The following is a 20,701-nucleotide window of genomic DNA, read 5'->3' as shown; positions in this document are numbered from 1 at the left end:
GGCCCGCGATCGGGTCACGGTCACGCTCCGTGCCGCTACCTTCCTCCCCGTACGCACACCCATGCCGTACGGGTGTCGTACGCACACCCATGCCGTACGCCGGCGCCGCCGTACGGCCCGCCACATCCCGCCCCGCCTGTGCAACGAGAGCGGAGATCACCGATGGCACCCACCCTCACCCTCAAGCCCGGAACCGCCTGGGGCGACGCCTGGCAGCGCTGCCTGGCCGTCGCCCCCGAGGCGTTCCAGGACGACCGAGTCCTCAACCTCTGGGACGGCACCTGGCACCGCGACGGCCGGGCCCTCCCCGCCACCACCCCCGTGGACGGCACCCCCATCGCGGGCCCGCCACGGCTCGACGCCACCACCGCCCACCAGGCCGTACGCGCCTCCCTCGACCAGCACCGCCGCTGGCGCCACATCGCCCTCCCGGACCGCCGGGCGCGGGTGTCCGCCACCCTCGACGCGCTCTGCGAGCACCGCGAGCTGCTCGCCCTGCTCCTGGTCTGGGAGATCGGCAAGCCGTGGCGGCTGGCCCAGGCCGATGTGGACCGGGCCATCGACGGCGTCCGCTGGTACGTCGACGAGATCGACCGCATGGTCGAGGGCCGCACCCCGCTGCCCGGCCCGGTCTCCAACATCGCCAGCTGGAACTACCCGATGAGCGTCCTCGCCCACGCCATGCTCGTCCAGGCGCTGGCCGGCAACGCCGTCATCGCCAAGACACCCACCGACGGCGGGCTGGCCTGCCTCACCCTCGCCTGCGCGCTCGCCGTCCGCGAGGGCATCCCGGTCACCCTCCTCAGCGGCAGCGGCGGTGAGCTCTCCGAGGCACTGGTCCGCTCGCCCGAGATCGGCTGCGTCTCCTTCGTCGGCGGCCGCGACACCGGCGCCCGGGTCGCCACCGCCGTCGCCGACCTCGGCAAGCGCCACATCCTCGAGCAGGAGGGGCTCAACGCCTGGGGGATCTGGAACTTCACCGACTGGGACGCCCTCGCCCCGCTGATCCGCAAGACCTTCGACTACGGCAAGCAGCGCTGCACCGCCTATCCGCGCTTCGTCGTCCAGCGCTCGTCCTTCGACGCCTTCCTCTCCGTCTACCTCCCGGCGGCACGCTCCATCCGCGTAGGCCACCCCCTGGTGGTGGAGAACCCCTCCGACCACCTCCCCGACCTGGACTTCGGCCCCCTGATCAACGCGGCCAAGGCCAAGGAACTCGCCGACCAGGTGTCCGAGGCCATCGACCGCGGCGCTGTCCCCCTCCACCGCGGCGACCTCGCCGACGGCCACTTCCTCCCCGGCCAGGACCTCTCCGCCTACATGGCCCCCGTCACCCTCCTCAACCCGCCCTCGACCTCCCCGCTCCACCACGCCGAGCCCTTCGGCCCGGTCGACACCCTCGTCCTGGTCGACACCGAGGCCGAACTGCTCGCCGCCATGAACGCCAGCAACGGCGCCCTCGTCGCCACCCTCTCCTGCGACGACCCCGCCACCTACGACCGCCTGGCCCCCCAGATCCGCGCCTTCAAGACCGGCCACGGCAAGCCCCGCTCCCGCGGCGACCGCGACGAGCTCTTCGGCGGCTTCGGCGCCTCCTGGCGCGGCGCCTTCGTCGGCGGCGACCTCCTGGTCCGCGCCGTCACCGAGGGCCCGGCCCCCGAGCGCCTCCCCGGCAACTTCCCCGACTACCACCTGATGCCCGACTGACCACCCTCCGTGCCCACCCCCGCTTCCCCCCAGGTCGGCGCGGGGGTGGGCGCCCGGCATACGCAGGTGAAACGCACTCCGAAACCTTGGTATCGTGGTCCATGTCGCCGCGGCCGAGCCGCGGAGCACACCTGGTCCGGGTGGCGGAATGGCAGACGCGCTAGCTTGAGGTGCTAGTGCCCTTTATCGGGCGTGGGGGTTCAAGTCCCCCCTCGGACACTCACTCAAAGGCCTGGTCAGCGCGCTGACCAGGCTTTCTGCGTGAGGCGTCGACCGGGTGGTCGAAATGGGTGGCGCGAGATTGTCGCGGTGGTAGTGCGCTGGCCTGGGGTTTCTCTCGATCTCATGGTGTGGGGGTTCGTGTCGGGTTCATGGGGAGACTGTGTGTTCAAGGCATGCGACCTCGTGGTGTCAGGGCTGTGACCTGCACCGTTGTCAGGGCGTGATGTGTGGTTCGTATCAGTGCCCTAAGGGGTGCTTGTCAGGTCGCCCTTGCCCTATCGGGCGTGGTCGGTAACCCGGCCGTGCTACAGGCCGCGGAGGCCGAACTCGGTCCCGCCTGCCTGCCCTTGATCTGCACCGAAGGCATTCCGTCCGCCGCCTGCCACTGCCTCGCGGCCGCCGCGCGCGAGGCGGGCTGTGCCCTGCGCCGGCGCGCGGACTTCTACTGGACCGGCCTGCGCAACAGCTCCGACGCCCTCCGCCGCCAATCCGCGCGCCCGTGGCGTATGACCGCCCGCGCATACCAAGAGGCACTCGCCGAGGGCGACACGGTCCCCCTCAAGGGCAGCACCGCACCCTCCCCGTGGGAGCCCGCGCTCGCCGACTTCGCGGACGCGGCGACTGCGAACCGCGATGGGACCTCCAGGGACCCCAACCACTGACGCCGACCGGGAATCCCGCGGCCTCAAGAGGCTCGCGTCAGTACCCGACGGGCAACTATGCCTTGGGCCACTTTGAGGAGCGGGCCTTGAGCAGGACCGCACGGACCCCCGCTGGCTCAGGTGACGGAGAAGCCCTGGAAGGCGGCGATCCCGCGGGTGTCGGTCCAGCCGTTGGCAGCCGTCATGAACACCCCGATGTCCTGGGCGTCGGCGGCGGCGCCCGGGGTGGCCGTGCCGACCGTGGTCCATGAGACGCCGTCAGCGCTGCACTCGCCGGTATAGGCGTTGCCGGAGCGCGTCAGCCGCAGATGCACCGGAGCGGTGAAGGGCCCGGACAGTTCGATCGAGTCGAATGTTCCGTTGCCGTCGGCGTCCCAGGACAGTGCGCATCCGTTGGACGGTGTCACCGCCAGATTGACGTACCCGGCCGAGCCATCGCCGTTCGCGGAGAGGTCGTTACGGACCATCAGCCCGGCGCGGGCCCAGCCGCCGGTGTTGTCCTGCGAGGTGACCTGGACCGTGGCGACCGAGGCGGAGCCGAAGGCGGCGACCCGGTGGATCGTGGCGAACTCATTGGTGCCACCCCACAGATCGGCGCCCCCGCCCTCGATGGCGAGCCCGTCTCCCGACTGGCCGAAGACGGCGTCGTTGAAGGAAGCCGTTCGGTAGGGCGCCTGTACTCCGGTGCCCGCCATCAGGCGGACCGCCGCCGAGGCCGAGCCCCGCGAGCCGCCGGTCCGGTAGGACGCGCCCACCGGCACCCGGGAGACCAGCGCGCCGGCGGGCGCGGTGAGGGTGACCCGGAAGCTCGCCGAGAATGTCTCGCCCGGGGCGATGGACGCCGCGGTGGTCGGGCCGGCCGGCTCGGCGGTCATCCCCTCCGGTGCGTCGGCCGACAGGCTCACATCCGTCGCGGTGCCGAATCCATTGCGGTTGGTGAACGACACGGTGACCGTGACCGGGCGTCCTTCGGCCACCGCTGCCCGGTCGGCGGACGCGGTCAGCGCCACCTGGTGGGCGTCCGCTGCCAGGGTGTCCCGCACCTTCCGGGCCAGCTTGTGGATGTCGCCCGACGTCCGCACCGGGTAGCTGTCGTGCCGGTGCGCCCAGCGGTCCTCCAGCGCGAACCAGTCGATCGCGGCCGGCTGCCGGCCGGCCGCGAGTGCCGCCGACAACTCGTCGAAGTACGTCTTCCAGCGGAGGTGGTAGAGGCCGCTGAGCAGTCCGGACCACTCCCGGTTGGCGTAGTCGTGCAGGCCCTCGTCGCTGCTCGCCCGGCCGCCCCAGGTGGTGATGATCGACCGTGCGTCGTACTCCAGCCGGTCCTTCTCCGCCGTGGTGGTGCCCCAGGAACGGGCGTCGGCCAGCCACCGTCCGAGCAGGTGCCGGCCGCTGGTGGCCAGCACCTTGTCCATCAGCTTCATCCAGCTGAGCCAGGTCTTGGTGAGCCGGTCGAAGTGGCCGCGGTCCCCGGCCTCGTACGCCGCCTTGATCTGGGGCAGCAGCACCCGGCTGCGGTTGGACAGCACCTGGCGCGCCACGTCGGCCAGATCGTAGGCGTAGGCCGAGCTGTGGCGCAGCCCCGGCGCCACCTGGAGCAGTTCGGTGAGAGCCGTGTCGAAGGCGGTGGTGTCGTAGCGGTCGGCCTCCGGGCCCCACGCGGCGGCTCTGTTGGCGTCCAGGCTCGGCCGGGCGCCGAACAGTCCGTCGGGCGCCTCGCTCCAGGAGTCCGCGCGGGACATGTTGTACGCGGTGGCACGGATCGCCTTCCAGGCGGCGACGGCGTGCGGGTCCTCGCCGCCGTACCGGGAGGTCGCGTAGGAGGCGAACCAATCGTCGAGGTCGATGGTACCGGGCGTCCAGGCCAGGTCGGTGAACAGGGCCATCGCGGCGGGATTGTTGTCGGCGCCCTCCGGCATCATCGCGATCCCGGCGAGCGCGCTGCCCGACTTGTCCCGCCACTTCGGGTACTGGTCCACCCAGTCGGGAGCGTTGGCGCCGATCGGGGTGTGACCGCCGAAGTTCCAGATGGAGCCGAAGGCGTACGGGGTGCCGTCCCAGTCGCTCTCCCGGTCGGTGACGGTGGTGTAGCGGTCGGACAGGCCGTCGACGACGAGCATCGTGCTCTTGTCGACCGCGCCGAGGATCTCCCGGCTGGGGTTGGTCTGCCAACCCAGGATCGCCCAGACCGCCCCGGGGTGTGCCTTCTGGAGAGCTGCCTCGACGGCCTTGGCCGCCTCTCCGACCGGCACGTCACCGGGGTTGCCCCCCTCGTGCAGCAGGTCCATCTTGTACATCGAGCTGTCGCCGTAGCGTTCCCGTTGGTGCCGATAGAAGGCGGCGGCGACCTCGGCGAAGAGGTCCGTACGCGGATCGAGCCAGTCGGGGCGCTTGAAGGCGCCCCAGGTGCCCTGGGAGACCAGCGACGCGCCGGGGTTCTTGGCCAGGAAGTCGTCCGGCACGGTGCCGTAGTAGCCCGGCAGCACGGGGGTCATGCCGAGTTCCCGCACCCGGGCGATGATCTTCTTGGCGAGGGCGGCCCGCTGGTCGATGAGGTGCTTGGACACCGGACCGCCGAACCCCGACATGTTCTGCAGCAACCACCAGGGCTGGTGGGAAGGCGCGGGGATCCAGGCCCGCAGCTCGGCGTCCGAGTAGCCGAAGCCCCGGAAGGTGTCGTAGTAGACGGCGTCGGCACCGATGTACACGAGCACCTCGTTGATGCCGTGCAGCGCGAGCACGTCGATCTCGCGCTCCCAGGCCTTCCAGCCCCGGTAGGCGCCGGTGTAGCCCTCGTTGGTGTCGTTGTACGCGAACCGGTGGGCGACATTCGCCGCTCCCGTGATCTCCGCGCCGGGCGCGGGCAGCAGCCGCGGGAGGTTCAGCTGCTCGCCGTTCCAGGAGATGTCGGCCTTCGCGGCCTCGACGAGGTACCGGTGGAACCCGGTGAGCAGTACGGCGGGGCTGGTGCCCTCCACCGTGATGCTCCCGGCCCGGCCGGTGACCTTGAAGTGGTCGCCGCCGCCGGCCGCCATCGCGCGCAGCGTGACCTGCTGGTGGTGGGCGGGTACCAGCCGCCGCAGCGCGGCGGCGGCCGGTGCCGTGTCGAACGGCCGGGCGCTCCCGTTCGCTGCGGTCGCTCGGGCGGCCTGCGGCTTCGCCAGCAGCAGCGCGCCGCTCACGGCGGCCGCTCCGGTCAGCACCTGTCTGCGACTGACGCCTTCGTTGTTGTCCATGAATGTCCTTTCAGACGACCGTCATCGCGAAGATGTGCAGGGCGGGGACGCCCGACTGCAGGCCGTCGCTGACCTTCGGCAGCACGACGGCGCGCACTTCCTTGTCCTGTAGCTCGACGCCGAACACGTAGAGGCTGACCGGGGTGTCGTCCCGGCCGGTGGAGATGTGGCGGTACGGCACCACCACTGAGGCGGAGCTGTTCGCCCCGTACCAGTCCGGGACGGCGACGGAGAACGCCTGCCGCGTGCCGTCGGCGTAGAGGACGGCTCCCTCGCCCTTGCCCTCGCCCCAGGTGCTGGTGGCCAGGAAGGCCAGCCGGGAGCCCGAGCCGGACAGCAGCACGGTCTGCCCGGAGGCGACGACGTTGTCCTTGTTCCCCGGCCGGGTGTCCGGCCAGGTGAAGGTCGTCCCGTCGTACGTCACCGCCGCCCCCGGCGTCAGCCCGACCGAGGCCAGCGCCTGCGCGGACAGGCTGGACCGCGACCCGTCGATGTCGGCGACCGTGAGGGCGTCGTCGGAGGCGATGCCCGCATTGTCGAAGGCACCGGCGAGCGACCGGTTCGGCAGCCGCACCGACGAGGTGGCGCGGGCGCAGTCGGAGCCGTCGTGGTGGACGTCGAAGAGCGCGTGGGCGGTGAACGAGACGAGGCCCTCGGCGTCGTCGGCGAGCCGGGTACGCCAGCTGCGGGTGGCCGTGGCACCGGGCGCCAGGCTGCCCAGACGGGACGGCCGCCCGGTGCCGTCCACGGCGAGGTAGAGCACCGTGTCACGCAGCGCGATCGGGGCGGTGTTGGTGACGGTGGCGGTCAGCGTCACCGCCGAGCCCGCTTCCGGACTCGTCGGCGACACGGTCAGTGAGAGGGGCGGGGTGAGGAAGTCCTCGTCGGGCCGGTACGCGTGGCCGTTCATGGCGCCTCCACCGAGAAGTGATCGAAGACCGCCCGGACGGTGGTGCCCGGGTAGTTGGCATTGACGGCGCTGGCGATGACTCCGGCGTCCCCGGCGCCGCTCGCCGACGGCACGGTGGCGGTGCCGACCCGCTCCCACGCCAGTCCGTTGCCGGTGGCGTACGCGGTGTAGGTGGTGCCCGAGCGCACCAGGCGCAGCCAGGCGGGGTGGTAGGAGCCGCCGCCTCCGGCCCAGGTGTCCAGGTGTCCGTCGCCGTCGCTGTCCGTCATGAATTCGAGGCCGTACCGGGCGGACATGGTCAGCACCGCGTAGCCGCCCTTGCCGGGTGCGGTCAGGTCGCCTGCGATCGCGATCCCCGATTTGGCGCTGGGGTTGTCGCTGCCGGTCAGGCCGGCCGTCCTGACCTGCACCACGCAGGACTCGGCGGCGGCGCCGGGGAGGTAGATGACCCCCTTCTCGTCGGTGCCGCCGGACAGGTCCCGGCCACCGGCCCAGATGACCAACTGGCCGGGGGCGTACTGGCCGAACGTGGCGTCGTCGGTGGTGGCGAAGGTGGTGTACGGCTCCCGCACCCCGTTGGGCTCGTAGGGGACGCTGACGGTCCTGGCGGCGCGGGCGCAGTCGGAGCTGTGGCCGTCGACGTCGAAGACGAGGTGCGCGGTGAACGATACGTCGCCCGCCACGTCGGCGGGCATCGCGGTCTGCCAGCTGCGGGTGACCTTCGCGTCGCGCCGCAGGTTGCCGAGGGGGAGGGTCCTGGCGGCCGTCGTCGCACCCGGGCCGATCAGGTGGAGAACGGCGTCGCGGAGCGGGAAGGGGCAGTCGTTGGTGAGGTGCGCGGTGGCCGTCACCGCGTCGCCGCCGGCCGGGTCCGCGGGCACCGTGGTCACCGTGAGGGCGGGTCCGAGGGTGTCGAACCGGGTTTCGTCGCGTCCGGTCATCGCGCTCATCCCCGGTCCCAGTCGACGGTGAAGGTATTCGCGGTGTCGCTGGGGAGAGCGGAGGGGACCGTGATGTGGATCTTGCCGTCCTCGCGGGTCCACCGCAGCGGGCCCTGGTGGCCGAGCAGCCAGATCCTGGAAGTGGAGCTGATCGGGATGTCGGCGGGCACCGACAGGGTTCCGCTGGGGGCACCCAGCGCGATGATGTTGAACCTGCCGGGGGTGACCGTGTAGCGGATGCCGAGTGGGCTGCCCTCCTCCTCCGCCCGCACCCACGGCGTCGAGCCGTAGATCGCCGGGCCGTTGACGTCCAGCCAGGCGCCGATGTCGCGCAGCCGCTCCCGCATGATGGCGGGGATGGTGCCGTCGGGCTTGGGGCCGATGTTCAGCAGCAGGTTGCCGTTCTTGCTGACCACGTCGGCGAGCAGGTGGATCAGGAACTCGGAGGTCTTGTAGTCCTCGTCCAGTTCGTGCTTGTTGTAGCCCCAGGAGTAGCCCATGGTGATGCAGCACTCCCACTTCTGCGGGTCCATCGTGGGGTTGGTGCGCTGCTCGTACGTGGCGAAGTCGAAGTGGGTGTCGAACCGGTCGTTGATCACGACACCCTTGGGCCGCGCCCGGTTCTTCGCCTTGTTGTAGTAGTAGGCCATGGGCTCTTCGCTGCGCCACGGCGGCTCCCCGGTGGGCCGGAACCACTGGCCGTCCGCCCACAGCAGCTCGGGGTCGTACCGGTCGATGACCTCGTAGAGCTGCTTCAGCTCGTAGTCGCCGACGTAGTCCTGGACCGGCTTGTAGCCGACCATCGGGATTTCCTCGTCGGTGTAGAAGTTCTTCATCGGCCGGCCGATGGCCGGGTTGAAGAACTCGCCCAGCGAGTAGTAGAGGCCCGGCCGTACGGTGCCGCGTTTGCGGGCGGCGGTCATCAGCTCACCGACCAGGTCGCGCCTGGGGCCGTACTTCACCGAGTGCCGGTCGGTGACCTTACTGGGGAAGAGGGCGAAGCCGTCGTGGTGCTTGCTGGTCAGCGCGAAGTACTGGGCGCCCGCCCGCTCGAAGAGCCTGATCCAGGAGTCCGGGTCGAAGTTTTCGGCCTTGAACCGCGGGATGAAGTCGTCGTAGACGAAGTCCTGGCCGTAGGTGTCCCGGTGGTACTTCCACTCGGCGGTGTCCTTGAAACTCTGGTACCACAGGTACCATTCGCCCGCGTTGTGCCGTCCGGTGCCCCCGGGCACCGAGTAGACGCCCCAATGGATGAAGATGCCGAACTTGGCGTCCTTGTACCAGCGCGGCACCGGGTGGGTGTCCAGCGACGCCTTGGTGGGCTCATAGTCGGGGCGCGCCCCGCCGCCGAGGGCGTGAGCGATCCCCGGCGGGCCGAGCAGCACGGCCCCGCCGAGGGCGGTCGCGGTGGTCAGGAGGTCTCTGCGGCTGACTGCCATGAAGGTGCCTCTCACTCGGTGACGGAGAAGGAGTCGAAGACAGCTGTGGTGGTCTGGCCGGGATAGTTGAGGTTGACGGCGCTGGCGACCAGGCCCGCGTCGCCGGTGCCGCTCGCCGAGGGCACGGTCGCGGTGCCGACCTGCTGCCAGGCGGTGCCGTCGGTACTGGCGTACGCGGTGTAGACGGTGCCGTCGCGGACGAGCTTCAGCCAGGCGGGGTGGTACGAACTGCCGCCGCCGGACCAGGTGTCGAGCCTGCCGTCGCCGTCGCTGTCAGTCAGGAACTCCAGGCCGAACTGCGCGGACATGGTGAGCACCGCGTAGCCGCCCGCCTCCGGCGCGGTGAGGTCGTTGGCGACGGCGATCCCCGCCTTGGCGGACGGGCCGCTGCCGCTCTGACCGGCGACCCGGGCGGTCACGGTGCCGGACGGCGGCGCGGCGTCGGCGAGGTAGACCGCCGCCTTCTCGTCCTTCCAGCCCGACAGGTCCTGGCCGCCCGCCCAGATGGCGAACTGCCCGCCGTTCTCGGCGTATCGCCCCTCCTCGGTCGTGGTGGCGGTCGTGAGATACGGAGGCCGCACCTTGGACGGAACGGGGGTCACCGTGGCGTCCACGCTGTCGGAGTCGTGCCGTGTCCGGCCGTCCTGGTGGAAGGAGGTGCGTACGCCGATCTGGTAGGTGCCCCAGGCAGCGTCGGCCGCGGGGGCCACCGTCCAGGTGACGGCGGTGCTGTCGCCCGGGGCGAGGGAGCGTATCCGCGCGCTGCCGGCCGGTTCGGCGGACCAGCCGTCGGGGAGATCGAGGCGAGTGCTGACCCGGGTGACTGCTGTGGTCCCGGTGTTGGTGACGGTCGACGTGATCTCCGTGCCGTCGCCGTCAGCTTGGAGGGTCGGCCGGTACGGGGTGAGCCGGACACGGGCCGAGGGGCAGTCGCGGGCCGCCCCGAGGGTAGTGAGATCGACGGCGTCGGCGAACGCCTTCATCCCGGTGTCGTTGGGGTGCAGATGGTCACCGGAGTCGAACGCGGCGGCGTAGCGGGTGGGGTCGGCCGGATCCCGTACCGCCTTGTCGAAGTCGGCGTACCCGTCGAAGACGCCGCCGGAGTCGCGGATGAACGCGTTGACCCGCTGCCGGTCGGCCTCCTTGTCCTCGGTCCACCAGTCGCCCCATCCCCGGTACGGGACCACGGTCGCGCCGATCACCCGGAGCCCGCGGGCGTGGGCCCGCCGCGCGATCTGCCGCATACCGTCGATCACCTGGTCGCCGGTGGCGCCACCCCAGCTGAGGTCGTTCACGCCCTCGAACAGGATCACCGTCCGGGCGTTCGGCTGGGACAGCACGTCGCGCTCCAGCCGGTCCAGCGCCGACGGGTTGCCGTCGGTCCCGGCGGTGATCCGGTTGCCGCTGATGCCCTCGTTGAGCACCCCGGCGGTGGACGAGCAGGCCGAAAGCCGGGCGGCCAGGTAGTCGGGCCAGCGCCGGTTTGCGTTCGCCGTGGACGACGCCCCGTCGGTGATGGAGTCGCCGAGCGCCACCACCGCGCCCTTCGCGTCACCGCCCCGAACGTCGACGCCGGTCAGGAACGGGAAGGTGGAGTCGGTCCGGGTGAAGGCGTCCCCGTCGGCGTCCGAGGCGTGGTCGCCACCGCCGTCGGGCGTCCAGTAGACGGTCTGGAGGCCCATCCAGTGCTGGCTGACATGAGTGAGCCGGCCCGGGAAGTACAGGCTGACCACCAGGTCGGTACGGGCGGGCACGGCGAGCCGGAGCGGGTCACTGACCGCCTGCTCGCCCGCCGCGATCGTCACCTCCCGCTTCCCGCCGAACCGCAGGTCGTACGGGTGCGCCACGGCGGAACCGCTGTCGCGCCGCCCCACGGTGGCGTGACCGATCGTCACCGGCTGGTCGGTGAATCCGTTGGCCAGCCGGATCCGCACGCTCGACCCGCCGGCGCTGACGCGCACCGGTATGCGTACGGTGACCTCCGAGCTGCCGGGGTCGTACGAGGCGTGCTGCGCGGTGGCCCACGTACCCGTCCAGGCCAGCTGCCCGGCCTCGGCCGGCGCCGCCATGAGCAGCGCAGCCAGGGTGGCCGCCAAGCCCGCGGCGAAGGCGGCGAATCCGCGGTGTCCGAGCCCTCTGAACACACCAGGCACGCCAAGCACGGGTCCTCCTCAGGAAGCATGGTGGAGTGCCTTGAGCGCCTTGGCGGCGCCGTTGGCCTTGAGGTTCACGAACGCCGGGGTGATCCCGAGAGCGCCGCATAGTCCTCGAGTGTCACGGGGCCGTGGACGACCGTGCCGCGGCCCACGTCGCGCCACACTCCGGTGGTCGCTGTTCTCGCCGTGCCCGTACCAGTGCCCGGCGCTCTTCAGGTCGTATGCCGTGCTCAGCGCGTCCGCGGTCGCCCCGGTCAGCGACCACGTCACGTCGTACCGGTCGGACCGCAGGGTGATCCTCAGATCGACGGCGACCCCCGGCAGATCGGTGGCGGCGGTGACGCGCAGGGTGTCGCCGTCGCGGGCGCTGTCGGCGACCTCCCGGACGAGGTACCAGTCAGCGCCGATCCGGAACCGGAACGCCCCCGCCGCCGTGGCCAGGACGGTCCGGCCCGCCCGTACCGTGGTGAGGGTCAACCGGTCCGTCGCCATGCGCAGTTCGTAGCCCGGCGTCGCGAGGGTGATCGGCCCGGTCGTGGCGGCTGCCGGGGCCGCGCCGAGCAGCGGGGCGGCCAGGGCCAGCACCGCCGAGCAGCGGCGGAGGGTTCGGCTCACGCCGGACATCAGGCACCGCCGCCGCAGGTCAGCTTGGCGTCGGCCCAGTCGGCGTGGTCGGTGGAGACATCGCCGTCCCCGTCGACCAGCAGGTCCAGCCAGCGGGCACCGGTCACGTCCACGTCGATCGCGGCGCCGCCGCCGGAGCCGTAGAGCACCGGACCGGTGAAGAGGGAGCGGCCGTCGGCGATCACCTGGAAGGAGACGCTGCCGTTGTCACCGACCTCGTCGTCCACCCCCGTGGTGGCGGTGAACCGGGTGCAGCCGCCGCCGAGGTAGACCCGGATCTGGCTGTTCGCGTGCACGCCGAGGCCCTTGGCGTATGTGGTGCCGCCGATCGCGAGCGGCCGCCCGTCGCCCGCCGCGGACTCGCCGTTGGAGGCGTCCTTCTCGACCGGGCCCCAGCCGTTGACCGACTTGACCAGCGTCAGGTCGCTCACGTAGGCGTCGGCGGACAGCCCCGGCGGCGGCACCTGCACCGCCCGCCGGCCGGTGACGGTGCCTGGACGGCCAGTCTGCGTCAGCTCCGCGGTCGCGGACAGGACGGCGTAGTGAACCGGGTCGCCGGGCGGGGTGACGGTATAGGCCGCGGTCACCGTGTCGCCGGGCCGGACCCGGTCGAAGCGGGTGGTGTCGTCGGTGGTCGCGGTCCAGCCGTCCGGCACGGTCAGCGCCAGTTTGACGTTCCGGGCGGTCGGCGCGTCCTTCGGCACGGTGAGCGTGACGGGGACCTCGGTGGCCGTGCCGGGCTTAAGGAACGGCTCGGCGCTGACGGTGACCCGGGCGCCCGACGCCGGCATGGCGTAGGTCCTGGCGTCGTAGGAGGGCGCGTCCACCGTACGGACCCTGATCCCGCCCGCCGACGCGCCGAGGTCGACGAGGGTCGCGGAGCCGGGGCCAGAAGCCTTCTCGGTGGACCAGACGGCCAGGGCGATGGTGTTGCCGCCCTGCTCGTGCAGGATGCCCTTGGGGATGACGAAGCGCGTCTGGGGCCCGGTGTCGGCCAGGTAGCGGCCGATCAGCCAGCCGTTGACGAAGATCTGGGCGCGGTAGTCGGTGCTTGTGCCCTTGGGTTCGGCGAGATCCAACGCGATCGCGTCGTCCTGGCCCCGCGGCAGGTCGAGCCCGGCGGTGGTGCGGTACCACCGCACGCCGGGCCCGGTCTTCCCGGTCTGCCCGGACAGGGTGGTGCGGCTCCAGCCGTTGTCGGGGTAACCCGGCAGCGACCAGCCGGCCCGCTCCCCGTACAGCCCGCCGTTGTTGTACTGGCCCCGTGCGGTGTCGACCGGGTTCTCGGCGCCCCGGCCGCCCTGGATCTTCCAGGTGAGGGTGGTGGCCCCACCGATCACCTCGGCGCCGAGCAGACCGCGCGGTTCCTTGGAGTAGTCATGGCCCCATTCCTCGTTGTGGCCCGCGTTCTCGACGAGCACGGAGAGGACGTTGTCGCCTTCCGCCGCGAGCGTCCCCGCCGGGATGTCGAAGGTGTGCGCGCCGTCGCCGGAGCTGCCGAGGTAGCTGCCGTTGAGCCACACCGCGTACTGGCCGGTCGGTCCGGTGTTGGCGTTCAGCGCGATCGCGGTCGCCTTCCCCGTGGTCGTGAACCGGCCGCGGTACCAGACGTCGCCGTGGTGGTAGCCGTACTCGTCCATCGCGAGGACGGGCAGCGATCCGTCCAGTTCGGCGTTGTTGGCGCTGAGCCTGGCGGCGGTGGTCCAGGCGGAGTCGTCGAAGCCGGGGGCGGACTCCGGCGCTTCCTCCTTGTACTTCCACGTCGTCAGCTCGGGCAGTTCGATGGGATGAGGCGCCGATGTGACGGCGGTCTCGCGGCCGTTCCACGTCACCTTGGTGGCGTCCGCGATGACCTCGATCTTCGAGGCATCGGTGGAGTCGCCGGTGAGCTTCAGCGTTCCGTCGTCCAGTTCGGCCGTACGGACGAGCGACGGGCCACGCACGAGGACCGGGCCCGCGGCGGTGTCCTGCCGCCACCAGCGGGCGGTCTCCGCGGTGTCGGCGATCAGCAGTTCCAGGCCGTTCACCAGCACTCGGGCCAGCCCGTCGTGGGTGTAGTCCAGCCGCAGATCGCCACGTTCGGCATCCCAGGCGGTGGTGACATCGCCGTCGAGCACGGTGACCTTCGGCCGCTTCGCGTACCGCAGGACGGTCTCACCGGCCTCGCTCTTGCGTCCGTACAGCAGCGCCACGTCACGGTCGCCGACGCGTGCGTGCGTCATGATCTCCGAGGTGGAGTAGACGAGCCGCTGATCGCCCAGGTCGTAGCCCGCGACGAGGAGTTTGGCGTCCCGGCCGTCGACCGTGATCGTGCCCTGCTGCGGCACGCGCGGATAGTCGCCGTCCGCGCCGGTCAGGGACAGAGTGGTCTCATCCTTGTCCTTCACCCGGGTGTCGGCGTGCCGGACGGTGAAGAACTGGGTGCCGTCGTCGGGGTTGACCCGCCGGTCGACGCGCAGCGCCTCATCGGAAGGAGTGGGCGCCTCGGCCCTGTCGGTCCGCGCCAGCGAGCGGACCGAGTTGACGAAGTACCCGAGGCGCTTGAACTCCTGGTATTTGTCGGTCAGCTGACGGGACTCGTTGATCGGAGCCCCGTAGTCGTACGACGTGTACACCGCGTTCGGATCGGCGAGCCAGCCCCAGTTGGTGCCGCCGTACGTCATGTAGAAGGACTGGCCGGTCACCCCCGCGGCGATGTTCATCTTGCTGAACACCCGGGTGAAGTCGGTGCCGGTGAGCTGCGCGCAGTCCTGGTACCCGGTGCCGCCCCAGGGGTCGAAGGCGCCGCCCTGCGCCTCCGGGATGATCAGCGGGGACTCGGGTTTCCAGTCGTTCACATAGGAGTAGTCGGGCAGGTTCTTCCAGGCGTCGGGCTGCGAGCAGTCGAAGCCCTGCGGGTAGGCGTCGAAGCCGTAGATGGCGGGGGCTCCCTTGCCGCTCACCCAGTTCTTGTTGGCGCCGCCGTCGTTGACGAAGGTGGGCACGTCGATGCCGTCGCTCTTCGCCCATTCGATGAGCGTCTGCATGTAGTCGGCGTCGTGGCGGCCGCCCTGGTACTCGTTCTCGACCTGGTAGAGGATCACCGTGCCGGTGCCTCGGGTGAGCTGGTGGCGGGCGATGATCCGGTTGATCCGGCTCATCCACTCGCGCGCGTCGTCGAGGTAGCCGGTCTCGGAGGTGCGGTTGACGCCCTTTCGCGTCTTCCGCCAGGCCGGGAAGCCGCCACCGGAGACCTCGGCGTTGATGTACGGGCCGGGGCGGGCGATCACATACAGACCCGCGCGCTCGGCCTCGTCCAGCAGCCGTTCCACATCACGGATGCCGGTGAAGTCGTACGAACCCGGCTTGGCCGAGTGGTAACCCCAGTCGAAGTACAGCGAGACCGCGTTGAATCCGTCCGCCTTGATCTTCTGGAGTACGTCACGCCATGCGTCGGGGCTGGGCAGCCGGAAGTAGTGGAACTCGGCGCCCCAGATGTACAGGGGCTCGCCGTCGACCTTCACGGAGTACTGGTCGTAGGCGACCGTGTGCTCCTGCGTCCGCGGCTTCGCCTGAGCCGGAGTCGCGGCGGCCGGACCGGTCAGGGGAATGACGGTCAGAAGCGCGGCGAGCAACAGGGAGCGCCATCGCCCTTTCATGACGTCAGCCCCTTCACCACGGCCGCCCGCGCGGTCTCGATGTCGGTGACGTCCTTCGTACGGCCGTCGAGGTTCCGGGTCGCCGTGGCGAGGGCCTCGGTCAGGGCGTCGCTGTCGGCGGCGCCGGCCTCCTTCTTCCTCAGCTGGGCGATGAGCTCATAGTCTTCGATACCCTCCTTCAACTGCTCCCAGCGGATGCTGGACATCGGCCGGTTCTTGCCGGGGTAGACCAGGTATTCGTCGCCCTGGGTGAAGATGTGCACCGGCTGATCGAAGGGGTCGCGGGTCCAGCTGTTGTACGACCAGCGGAGAAACCCATCGAGATTCCGCTGGGCGGAGATCCACGGCAGCATGCGTGACTCGACGGCGGGAGAGTACGACAGGGTGTTCGGATGAGCCGGTGAGCCGTACACGTAGAAGGTGGTGGTCTTTCCGGCCGCGCGCCGTTCCGCCGCCTTCTCCTTCGTCATCGCGTCGATGCCGCCCCAGTCGACGGACAGGTTCGACGCGACGCCCTCCGTGCTGATCGACCCGGCGACGGAGATACGGTCGTCGAAGGCTGGCGCGATCTCGTGGACGAAGTCCTTGACGACCGTCATGGTGCTGATCGGGCGCTCGTCGAAGGACAGCCAGGTGTCCTCCAGCCAGCCCTTCGCCTTCAGGTGTTTTTCGAAGGCGGGCAGAAACGCCCCCCACGCCTCCCGCCAGCGGTCCCCGCCCAGCTCGACGTTCTCGTAGACGGTCCTGCCGGTACGGGTGTCCGTGTAGGTGAGGTGTTCCTTGTCCTGGAACGCCAGCATGGAGAAGGCGCCGATGTCGGGCCCGAGCCCGGCGCGTCTGGCGGTCCGGACGTACTTGTCCCAGCGGGCGAAGTCGAAGGAGAACGTTTTCCCGTCCCAGGTCCAGCCGACCATGCTGGAGTACGGCGTGGCCGTCTGCGACTCCCGGGTGCCCAGCGACCACTGGTGGTGCCAGGGGTTGTCGACGATGGTCGTGTTGATGACCTTCTGACCGCGGGAAGCCAGGTCGCGGCTGTAGGCCCCGATCAGCTTCCAGTGCTTGTCGGACCAGAGCTTCACGCCGTGTGCCTGGGCGATGGTCTCCGGCTGTGCCCATACGTCGAGGAAGAAGTCGTAGTCATCGGGGTCGGGCGCGCTCGCGTCCGCGACCGCGATGGTCAGCGGGTAACGGGCCTGGGTCCGGCCGTCGGCGTCGACCTTCACCGTGCCCCGGTAGGTGCCGGGCCTGGCCTTCTCGGGGATGTGGAAGGTGAACCACAGCGGCTGCGCCGCGTACGCGGGCACGTCCACGGAGGACCGCTCCTCGAGGGGGTCGCCGACCACATCGGGGTTACGGTCGCCGGAGACCTCCTTGCCGGAGCTGACCTGGTCGATGGTGGCGGACCAGTCGACCTCGCTCTTGGAACGCTGCACGGGCACGTACTTCACGAACCGGACCTGGGTGTCGTCTCCGGACAGCTTCGCCCCGCCGGGTCCGGTGAGATCGCCGACCACGGCCTTGACGTGGTCGAGATCCTGGCCGGACGCGATCGCCAACTGCGCCGAGACCTGCTCGTTGCGTACGGCGGAGAGGTTCAGCTCCTTGGTGTCCTTGCCCTGGATGGCGGTCATCGGGTAGCGCGGGACCCGTTCCTCCGCGGAGGTGGCGAAGGATCCGGTGGGCACCCAGGTGATGGTGTCCCTGGTACCCATGGCGTCGGCGACCTTGGCGGTCAGCCATGTCGTGGTGGCCTTGGAACCGGTGTCGGTGACGGTGTTCGTACCGGTGACGGCGATCGCGGTGGTGCTCGCGGCCACCACGACACCCGCGACGAAGCCGGCGACAGCTGCGGACGTACGTGCCATGGGTCTGTGCTCCCTCTCTCACGGACGTGTGGGGGCATGGTCCCCGGCAGGCCCCGGGGTGGTGGGGCGGGGCCTGCCGGGAAGGGGCGGTACACGTGGTCCCTGTGGCGTCAGGAGGTGATGGAGAATCCGCCGAAGACGGCCTCGATGTTCTCGCCGGGGTAGCTGACGTTGGCCGCGCTGGCGACCATCCCGGCGTCACCGGTGCCGGCGGCCGAGGGCACGTCGGCGGTGCCGACCCGCGACCAGGTCTCGCTGTCCTTACTGGCATACGCGGTGTAGGCGGTGCCGTCCCGGGTCAGTTTCAGATACGCCGGGTGGTAGGTGGAGCCGCCGCCCGCCCAGGTGTCGAGCGCGCCGTTGCCATCGCTGTCGGTCATGAACTCCAGCCCGTACTGCTCGGTCATGACCAGCACCGCGTAACCGCCCTTGCCGGGCGCGGTCAGATCGTTGGCGAGGGCGATCCCGGCCTTGCCGAAGGGCGAGGTGCTGTCCTGGGAGACCAGCTGGGCCTGCACCGTGGCCTTCTCACCGGCCGCGTCGTCGAGGTAGATGACGCCCTTCTCGTCCTTCCACCCGGACAGGTCCTGACCGCCGGCCCAGATGGCGAATTGGTCCCCGCCCTGGGCATATCGGGCGTCATCGGTGGTGGCGGTCGTCAGATACGGGGCCGTCACACTGCCGGGGGCTGCCTTGACCTCGGCCCGCACGGTGTCGGAGACCTTCTGGGCACGGTCGTACGTCACCGTTCCGGTGAGATCGTGACCGCCCCATCGCGCGTCGGCGGCCGGGGTCACCGTCCAGGTGGTGGTGAGCGTTCCCCCGGCCTTGAGGGACTTCGCGGTGGTGGGGCCGGTCGCCGTGGCGGTCCAGCCGTCGGGGAGGTCCAGCGCCGCTTGGACGTTTCTGATGGCCCGGGTGGACCAGTTGGTCGCCTCGGTGGTCACCTCGAAGGGGGTGCCGGAGCCGGTGGACGGGGCGTCAGGGCTGATCAGGACGGAGGCGGCCGGGACGTCGTGGCGCTTCAGGGCCTTGATGGCCTTGGCGGCGCCTTTGGCCTTGAGGTCGACGAAGGCCGGGGTGACGCCGAGCGGCGCCGCGTACCCCTTGAGGTTCTTGGGGCCGTGGATCACCGTGCCGTGGTTGACGTCGTACCAGGTGCCGGGTGGCAGATGGACGGTGCGGGTGGCGCCGGTGCTCAGCTTGGGTGCGGCGAGTACGGCCGGGCCGAGCATCCATTCGTCGGTGACGGTGTAACTCTCCTTGTCCTTAGGGAAGTCGAAGAACAGGGGCCGCATGATGGGGTCGCCGGTCTTCAGGGTGGACTGGACCTGGTCCCAGATGTAGGGGGCGAGCTTCTTGTGCGTCTCGATCGCCTGCCGGTAGAGATCGACCGTCTCCTGGTCGTAGTCCACCTTCTGTCCGGTGGTGGTGTCATTGGTGTCCACTGGTGACGTCGAGGCGTACATCAGCGGCATCAGCGAGGCGGACTGCGCCCATCGCACCAGTACGTTCTTGGACGGTGCGGGCTGGCCGCCGGAGCCGCCGATCATGTCGGACTCGACGAACGGGTAGCCGATGGTGCAGATCGCCAGGTTCTGGGTGGCGGAGGCGCGCAGGGAGTCCCAGCCGGTGCCCTTGTCGACCTGGCGGGTGACGAAGCCGGCCTCGTGGGCCGTCTCGTTCCAGTGCACCCGGATGCCCGCGCCCTGGAGGTCGAACTCGTCGGCGAGCTGTGTGCCGAGCTTCTGGTAGTCGGTGGCCTGGTGGCCTTCGCGTGGCGCGCACTTCTCGTCGAAGAAGCGGGTGTCGAACTTCAGCCCGTCGATGTCGTAGTCGCTCATGAGCTTCTTGAGGTTGCCCTCGTACCAGGCCCTGGCGTCGGGGTTCGCCAGGTCGATGATTCCGGCTTGGCCGTTCCACCAGGTCACTTCGCAGGGCTTGCTGGTGTCCTTGGCGTCCATGAGGAGGTAGCCGTTGTCGACCGCGTGCTGGTAGTTGTCCGAGTCCAGGTTGATCCACAGGGTGACCCAGAGGCCGAAGTCGAACCCCATGTCGTGGATCTTCTTGGACATGCCCTTGGGATCGGGGAAGGTCGTGGGGTCCCAGGTCAGATTGCCGTAGTTCGACTCCCACTTGTCGTCGAGCTGGATGGTGTGCCCGTCAAGACCGTTGTCGTGGAGGTCGGTGGCATAGTCGAGCAGTTTCTCCTGGTCGACCTTGGTGTAGAACTGTGCCCAGGAATTCCACAGCGGCTTGGCGTACTGCTCGTACGTGGCATCGCTCTTGGCCGGTTTGCCGACGATGCCGATGTAGTCGCGGTAGACCTCGAGCGGGGTCGACTCGACGAACACGGTGGCCTTGTAGGTGTCGGGCGACTCGACGGTGAAGGCGCCGAGGCCGTCCTTGCCCTTGTTGAGTGCCACGTCCATGACATCCCCGGTGTCGACCCGGAGGCCGGTCGCGGTGGAGGTGTACCAGAACGGGTCGATCATGTTGTACGAGGCCGGGCCGAAGGTGCCGTGTTCGACCTCGCCCGTGTCGAGCGGCCAGGGTTGGTCGACACCCGGGCCGCCCTGCGGGGTCTCCGCCTCGCCGTGGCCGTACCAGTGGCCCGCCGATGACAGGTCGTAGGCGAGGCCGAGTCGGTCGGGGCTGCCGCCCTCGACATCCCAGTCCAGCTGGTAACGGTCGGATGTGGGGGTCAGCCGCGCTTTGACGGTGGCGCCGTCGAGCGTGGTGTCCGCGGTGAGAGCGAGGACGCCGTCCTTCCACGCCCAGTCGGTGACCTCGGTCGCGTGCTGCCATTGGCCGCCGGAGCGGAATCGCAGGCCCCCCGTCTCGCCGCCCGCTGTGCTGAGCACGGCCTCTCCGGCGCGCTCGGTGGTGATGGCGAGTTCGCCGGTGGCGATGTCGATGATGTAGCCGGGGGTCTTCTCGGTGGCCGGCGCGGACACGGTGAGGGCATCCGCGCTGCGGGTCACCTTCGGCTGGGCGGAGGTGTCTGCCCGGGCCGGTGTGGTGAGGGGTTCGGTCACGGACGGTATGAGCGCCAGGGCCAGCGCGGCGGCCAGAAGCATGCCGAATCCGCGGGTTTCGCGCGTTCTACGGGGGTGGGTGCGCACTCACGTCCTCCTGCGGGCGGGCATGGTGTCGTTGAGTAGCACTGCAAGATCATGCTTATTTCTGTTCATATTCTTGCGATTTAAGTCAACTGTCAACACTCGTCGCCGTGATTTCTTGACCCCAACCATCGGGCCCAACGCCCCTGGTGACGGTGGATTTCCCTGGTTGGCGCCCT

Annotated in this window: 11 protein-coding genes and 1 tRNA gene; 3 read left to right on the top strand and 9 right to left on the bottom strand. The window is 70.1% G+C overall.

Annotated elements, in window-relative coordinates; genetic code table 11:
• The first annotated feature begins 162 nt into the window (after positions 1-162).
• The 3 genes from KHP12_RS14565 to KHP12_RS14555 all read left to right on the top strand — a co-directional run bounded on the left by KHP12_RS14565 (position 163) and on the right by KHP12_RS14555 (position 2,591).
• Positions 163-1,707 (top strand): aldehyde dehydrogenase family protein, encoded by a 1,545-nt coding sequence (locus tag KHP12_RS14565; RefSeq protein WP_211833033.1) that lies wholly within the window; start codon positions 163-165, stop codon positions 1,705-1,707.
• A 134-nt stretch (positions 1,708-1,841) separates the two neighbouring features.
• Positions 1,842-1,926: transfer RNA gene (locus tag KHP12_RS14560), tRNA-Leu, on the top strand.
• A 287-nt stretch (positions 1,927-2,213) separates the two neighbouring features.
• Positions 2,214-2,591 (top strand): DUF2399 domain-containing protein, encoded by a 378-nt coding sequence (locus KHP12_RS14555; protein ID WP_211833032.1) that lies wholly within the window; start codon positions 2,214-2,216, stop codon positions 2,589-2,591.
• A 116-nt stretch (positions 2,592-2,707) separates the two neighbouring features.
• On the opposite strand, the gene KHP12_RS14550 is transcribed toward KHP12_RS14555, so the two are convergent.
• The 9 genes from KHP12_RS14550 to KHP12_RS14510 all read right to left on the bottom strand — a co-directional run bounded on the left by KHP12_RS14550 (position 2,708) and on the right by KHP12_RS14510 (position 20,480).
• Positions 2,708-5,827: an alpha-N-acetylglucosaminidase gene (locus KHP12_RS14550; RefSeq protein ID WP_211833031.1), complete on the bottom strand. Its 3,120-nt coding sequence runs from the start codon at positions 5,825-5,827 to the stop codon at positions 2,708-2,710.
• Between the two features lie 10 nt (positions 5,828-5,837).
• The gene (locus KHP12_RS14545) at positions 5,838-6,737 is read right to left on the bottom strand and encodes a beta-sandwich domain-containing protein (RefSeq protein WP_211833030.1); all 900 of its coding nucleotides are present in this window, start codon (positions 6,735-6,737) and stop codon (positions 5,838-5,840) included.
• A complete protein-coding gene (locus KHP12_RS14540) occupies positions 6,734-7,678 on the bottom strand; it encodes a hypothetical protein (protein ID WP_211833029.1) in 945 nt (314 codons plus the stop codon). Before KHP12_RS14540 ends, KHP12_RS14545 begins: the two co-directional genes overlap by 4 nt.
• 5 nt (positions 7,679-7,683) lie before the next feature.
• Positions 7,684-9,117, bottom strand: coding sequence for an alpha-L-fucosidase (locus KHP12_RS14535; protein WP_211833028.1), 1,434 nt, complete (start codon positions 9,115-9,117; stop codon positions 7,684-7,686).
• An 11-nt stretch (positions 9,118-9,128) separates the two neighbouring features.
• On the bottom strand, positions 9,129-11,279 hold the full coding sequence (locus KHP12_RS14530) for a GDSL-type esterase/lipase family protein (protein WP_211833027.1): 2,151 nt from the start codon (positions 11,277-11,279) through the stop codon (positions 9,129-9,131).
• Positions 11,280-11,288: 9 nt separating this feature from the next.
• The gene (locus KHP12_RS14525) at positions 11,289-11,888 is read right to left on the bottom strand and encodes a hypothetical protein (protein WP_143677843.1); all 600 of its coding nucleotides are present in this window, start codon (positions 11,886-11,888) and stop codon (positions 11,289-11,291) included.
• 8 nt (positions 11,889-11,896) lie between these two features.
• Positions 11,897-15,535: a beta-galactosidase gene (locus KHP12_RS14520; RefSeq protein WP_244202575.1), complete on the bottom strand. Its 3,639-nt coding sequence runs from the start codon at positions 15,533-15,535 to the stop codon at positions 11,897-11,899.
• Positions 15,532-17,400 carry a DUF4091 domain-containing protein gene (locus tag KHP12_RS14515; protein WP_211833026.1) on the bottom strand — a complete coding sequence of 623 codons (1,869 nt, stop codon included), beginning with the start codon at positions 17,398-17,400 and terminating at the stop codon, positions 15,532-15,534. The genes KHP12_RS14520 and KHP12_RS14515 overlap by 4 nt, the downstream gene beginning before the upstream one ends.
• A 110-nt stretch (positions 17,401-17,510) precedes the next feature.
• Entirely contained in the window at positions 17,511-20,480 is a 2,970-nt protein-coding gene (locus KHP12_RS14510) for a TIM-barrel domain-containing protein (protein WP_246648544.1), read from the bottom strand.
• Positions 20,481-20,701: the final 221 nt, after the last annotated feature.

This window comes from Streptomyces asiaticus, assembly GCF_018138715.1.
Taxonomy (GTDB): Bacteria; Actinomycetota; Actinomycetes; order Streptomycetales; family Streptomycetaceae; genus Streptomyces; species Streptomyces asiaticus.
The sequence above is the reverse complement of the archived record's forward strand: the minus strand, read 5'-3'. Positions and strand labels throughout refer to the sequence as shown.